Source organism: Vibrio sp. V43_P6S15P86 (genome assembly GCF_009904725.1).
Taxonomy (GTDB): domain Bacteria; phylum Pseudomonadota; class Gammaproteobacteria; order Enterobacterales; family Vibrionaceae; genus Vibrio; species Vibrio diabolicus.
Window position 1 is genome coordinate 10,054 of record NZ_WXWT01000073.1, and the last position, 4,081, is coordinate 14,134.

The window sequence follows — 4,081 nt, forward strand, 5'->3', positions numbered from 1 at the left end:
CCCCCACTCAATGTATGTTAATAATCAATGAGTGTTGTTATGTCTCATATCCGTTTTTTCCCGCGCCATCGTTTGGCGCTTGCTTGTATGCTAGCGAGTGTGTCTAGCTTCTCTTTTGCACAAAACCAGTGCGCTGTTGCTGATTTACAACAATCGAGAGACTTGGCTGCTGCCGTTTCTGGTGCTGAGTATGATTGCTACCACGCTTGGTTTTCAGCTCCTTCCGCAACGCTGAACGATATTTACAGCGAAGCGAGCTTAAGCCGTATCCAAGTCGCGTTGGATCAAGAAATTGCCCGCTATCGTGGAGAAGCAGAGCAAGCTCGTGTTCTAGAAAATCTGGGCGAGTTTATTCGTGCTGCATACTACGTTCGTTACAATGCTGGCACAGGTACACCTGAGTTTTCAGAAGCATTGAGTCAGCGTTTTGCTCAGTCGACGAACCTATTCCTTAACAACCCTCATGCTTTGGATCAAGGCCGTGAACAAGTTGGCGCAATGAAGAGCTTGACTTTGATGGTTGATAACGTGAAGCAGTTGCCGCTGACCATGGATAGCATGATGGCCGCGTTGATGCACTTTAACCGTGAAACCGCGCAGGACACGCAATGGGTCGATGGTTTAAACAACCTGTTCCGTTCTATGGCAGGTCATGTAGCAAACGATGAGTTCTACCGCTACATGGCAAACAATACTCACCATATTGATACATTAGCGAGATTCGCATCTGATAACGCTTGGGCATTGGATACGGATGCGAGCTTTATTGTTTTCAATGCATTACGTGAAACTGGTCGTTTGCTTGCGAGCCCAGATCAGGAGACCAAACGCAAAGCCTTGGCTGTGATGCAACAAGTGATGCAGCGTTACCCATTGGGCAGTGAGCATGACAAACTGTGGCTTGCTGCCGTAGAGATGATGAGCTACTACGCACCTGAAGGTTTAAACGGTCTGGACCTAGATCAAGCGAAGCAAGATCTAGCAGCGCGCGTGATGCCAAATCGTTTTGAGTGTCAGGGACCTGCCATCATTCGCTCTGAAGATCTAACCGATGCTCAAGCTGCGAAAGCGTGTGAAGTACTGGCTGCGAAAGAAGCCGACTTCCATCAAGTGGCGAATACGGGCAATCAACCTGTCGCTGATGACTTGAATGATCGTGTTGAGGTGGCGGTGTTTGCTAGTAACGACAGCTACGTTGATTATTCTTCGTTCCTGTTTGGTAACACAACGGACAACGGTGGTCAGTACCTTGAGGGGAATCCATCAAAAACGGACAATACCGCCCGTTTCGTGGCTTATCGCTATGCGAATGGCGAAGATTTATCGATCTTGAATCTAGAACATGAGTACACGCACTATTTGGACGCGCGATTTAACCAGTACGGCTCGTTCAGTGATAACTTAGCCCACGGTCATATCGTGTGGTGGCTGGAAGGTTTTGCTGAATACATGCATTACAAACAAGGCTACCAAGCGGCGATCGAACTGATTGCAGGCGGTAAACTGAGCCTTTCAACTGTGTTTGATACCACATATTCTCACGATACTAATCGTATCTATCGTTGGGGTTACTTGGCCGTTCGATTCATGCTAGAAAATCATCCGCAAGACGTAGAAAGCTTGTTGGCGTTGTCGCGCACTGGTCAGTTTGAACAGTGGGCGCAACAGGTGACGACATTAGGTCAACAATATGACGCAGAGTTTGAACGCTGGTTGGATACGTTAGAAGTGGAGCCAGAGCAACCAGTTACTGACCCAGAAGAGCCAATAGAACCAACAGAACCTGAAGCACAAGTGACTGAATTGACGGCGAACCAAAGCCTTCAACTCAGTGGCGAAGCATATAGCGAAAAACTGTTCTACGTTGACGTGCCTGCTAACACCGTTCGCTTTAATGTCTCTATTGAAGGTGCGGGTGATGCGGATCTTTACATGAGCTACAACAAAGTTGCGCATTACTACGACTTTGAAATGAGCCAGTATGGCGATGGCAGCAATGAAGAGATTGTATTTGAGCCAGAGCAGGATGGTTACGTGAAAGCAGGTCGTTACTACATCAGTTTAACTGGCCGTGATAACTATGACTCAGTGAATCTTGTGGCTGCTTTAGACGTTGAAGCGCAAACACCGCCAACACAAGTGCAAGACGATTTGGCACCGGTGGTATTAGAGTCTGGTGAAGCAAAAATGCTGACCGTTCACAAGCAGCGTTATGCGGCAGTGTATGTACCTGAAGGTGTTGAAGAGATTCGTGTATGGCTAACGGCTCACTCTCAAACTGGTAATGTCGATCTATACGCCAGCAGAGAGCATTGGCCTACGGTTGAGCAACACGAGTACGTCTCCAACTATGCAGGTAGCAACGAATACCTTGCGATTCCTGTTACTGAAGCGGGCTATGTGCACTTCTCTCTTCAAGCACCAGAACAAGGTGATGACGTTGAAATGTTAGTGCACTTCAACTAAAACATGCTTGATTAGCTGAAATCGAGATAAAAACGTCGCTCATTGAGCGGCGTTTTTGTTTGTATCGGACGCTATTGTGATCAAACAGCGGCGAATGCTAGTTAATCGGCTGATTTATCGAGTTATCCTTTGCTCTTTTTCTAAACGGCTTTAGGTTTGTATTACAATTTACCGTGCACATAAACTTTTTTAGCGACGCGTTCTGTGACCTAGCTTCTGATTTGTGCTTTCCAAACGGATACAATATATATGCACCCCGTGCAATAAAGTGAAAAGGGAAAGACATGAAAACGCTTATTTATGAAACGTTGATTAGCCTTGCTAACCAAGAACCAGAACAACATGCAAGAATCCGACAAAATCTATATGAACAGTTGGATCTGCCGTTCGATAAGCAGCTGGCTTTGTATTCTTGTGCCCTTGGTCCTGCAAGTTCAGGCAAGTTGGAGAGTAGTCAAGGCATTAACAACGCGGTAGATTGCGCGGTTAAACTGCTTGAAACCCCTGAGCGCTAATTCACTCGTTGTTTAAATCACGGCCCGATCCCCAAGGGCCGTTTTTAATTGCCTTTAAATTGATTTCAACGTCGTGATTACTCTGCTCTTTCCGCCAGCACTTCTTTGAAGGCAAACATGCCGTTTAATGCCGCTGGAAACCCTGCGTAGACGGACATCTGTAAGATGACTTCTTTAATTTCAGCCTCGCTGCAGCCTACATTCAGTGCTGCATTGAGATGTACTTTCAGTTGTGGCGAACAATTCCCCATTGCCGTTAGCGCGGCGACGGTTGCGATTTCTCTCGATTTTAGGTCTAAGCCTAGGCGAGCATAAATATCGCCAAACGGATACTCAATGGTGTACTGAGCTAAATCTGGGCAAACATCTTGTAAGCTTTCGATGACGTTATGACCAGCGTCGCCATCAATGTGAGAGAGTAGTTCTAATCCTTTGTTAAAGCGTGATTGTTCCATCGATATGTTCCTAGTGAATAAATGCAAACATACCTTAATCGTTAGAGTTAACTCTAAGTCAACGAACTTTTCCGCTTTTATACAAGGCAATTTTTTCTTCTAGAGCCGTTAAGTGCTTTTGCTGCTGTTCAATGTGGAGCTTGAGGTTTTCTTGGTGTTGCTCTAGCAAGGCTTGGCGTTGTTGTACAGATTCTGAGCCGACTTCCCTTAATTTTGCATATTCCAGAATCTCTTCAAGCGGCATTGCAGTTTCTTTTAATCGCTTTACGAAGCTAATCCAGCTTAGATCTTTCGCACTATACACTCGATGCCCACTCGCGTTTCTATGGACATGTTTAAGTAAGCCAATTTTTTCATAGTATCGAAGTGTATGAGCAGACAAGCCGACGAGGCTAGAAAACTCTTTGATATTCATGATTACCCTCCAAGGTAATTCATACCAATAGGCATAAGCTAAGTTCCGCATTTTGAAGTCATTTTGGGATAGATACAAACGGTAATCTTCCATGTTTTAAGGTGGAATACGCAGAAGGGGGCTGTTTTGAATACGCGCCAAACGTGATCCACCTGCCAGTTTCACTTTATTAAAAATTAGTTACTCAATAGAGTGGTTTGGCTGTTTTTAGTCTTTGGCCTCCTTTAGGG

4 protein-coding genes are annotated in these 4,081 nt (G+C 45.5%); 2 read left to right on the forward strand and 2 right to left on the reverse strand.

From position 1 onward, the window contains the following. Nucleotides 1-39: 39 nt before the first annotated feature. Together CAG69_RS03325 and CAG69_RS03330 are read left to right on the forward strand one after the other, a co-directional pair. A complete protein-coding gene (locus tag CAG69_RS03325; RefSeq protein WP_161442711.1) occupies nucleotides 40-2,466 on the forward strand; it encodes a M9 family metallopeptidase in 2,427 nt (808 codons plus the stop codon). Between the two features lie 284 nt (nucleotides 2,467-2,750). After that, nucleotides 2,751-2,981, forward strand: a complete 231-nt coding sequence (locus CAG69_RS03330) for a PAS factor family protein (RefSeq protein WP_005375384.1) — start codon at nucleotides 2,751-2,753, stop codon at nucleotides 2,979-2,981. 77 nt (nucleotides 2,982-3,058) lie between these two features. Here CAG69_RS03330 and CAG69_RS03335 read toward each other — a convergent pair whose 3' ends face one another. Further along, entirely contained in the window at nucleotides 3,059-3,436 is a 378-nt protein-coding gene (locus CAG69_RS03335) for a carboxymuconolactone decarboxylase family protein (RefSeq protein ID WP_161442713.1), read from the reverse strand. Between the two features lie 58 nt (nucleotides 3,437-3,494). After that, nucleotides 3,495-3,851 (reverse strand): MerR family transcriptional regulator, encoded by a 357-nt coding sequence (locus CAG69_RS03340; protein ID WP_161442715.1) that lies wholly within the window; start codon nucleotides 3,849-3,851, stop codon nucleotides 3,495-3,497. Between the last annotated feature and the right edge of the window lie 230 nt (nucleotides 3,852-4,081).

Bases quoted from the DNA above. Each gene is read 5' to 3' on its own strand.
- CAG69_RS03330 (WP_005375384.1), top strand. From the start codon at position 2,751: ATGAAAACGCTTATTTATGAAACGTTGATTAGCCTTGCTAACCAAGAA.
- CAG69_RS03335 (WP_161442713.1), bottom strand. From the start codon at position 3,436: ATGGAACAATCACGCTTTAACAAAGGATTAGAACTACTCTCTCACATT.
- CAG69_RS03340 (WP_161442715.1), bottom strand. From the start codon at position 3,851: ATGAATATCAAAGAGTTTTCTAGCCTCGTCGGCTTGTCTGCTCATACA.
- CAG69_RS03325 (WP_161442711.1), top strand. From the start codon at position 40: ATGTCTCATATCCGTTTTTTCCCGCGCCATCGTTTGGCGCTTGCTTGT.